Origin of the sequence: Bradyrhizobium sp. NBAIM01 (assembly GCF_020194115.1) — a bacterium.
Taxonomy (GTDB): Bacteria; Pseudomonadota; Alphaproteobacteria; order Rhizobiales; family Xanthobacteraceae; genus Bradyrhizobium; species Bradyrhizobium yuanmingense.
The window spans coordinates 1-349 of sequence record NZ_JADYVU010000045.1 but is presented as its reverse complement, the minus strand read 5'-3'; the positions used below and the strand labels follow the sequence as shown (position 1 = coordinate 349).

The 349-nt window shown below is 63.6% G+C and carries 1 protein-coding gene; it reads right to left on the bottom strand.

Features of this window, described 5'->3' with window-relative positions:
• Positions 1-349 (bottom strand): DUF4082 domain-containing protein (locus I6F31_RS36295; RefSeq protein WP_225187070.1); only part of this gene is annotated, 349 nt, incomplete at both ends.

Genomic DNA, 349 nt, shown 5'->3' with positions numbered 1-349 from the left:
ACCGGGGCGTTCAGGCCACCATTGCTGATGGCTGAGGCGAAGCCCTGCGTGGTGGAGACGTAGTTGCTGTTGATGTTGACGGAGACGATGTAGGTCGTGCCGGCCTGGATGGTCAGCGGCGTGGCGAGCGCCTGCTGCTGCCAGCCCGATGCGCCTTCGTTGGTAAACGTGACCGTCGCCAGCTCCTGGCCGGTAGCCGACCAGATGTGGCCGATATGCGTCCCCGTCTCGCCCGGAGCCTTGTAGTACCGGATTGCCTGGATCGAGCCGGAGGTGTCGCTGGTGAAGCGCATCCCCAACTCATAACCTACTCCGTCGCTGGCATTGGTGATGACAGGCGTCTGGGTGG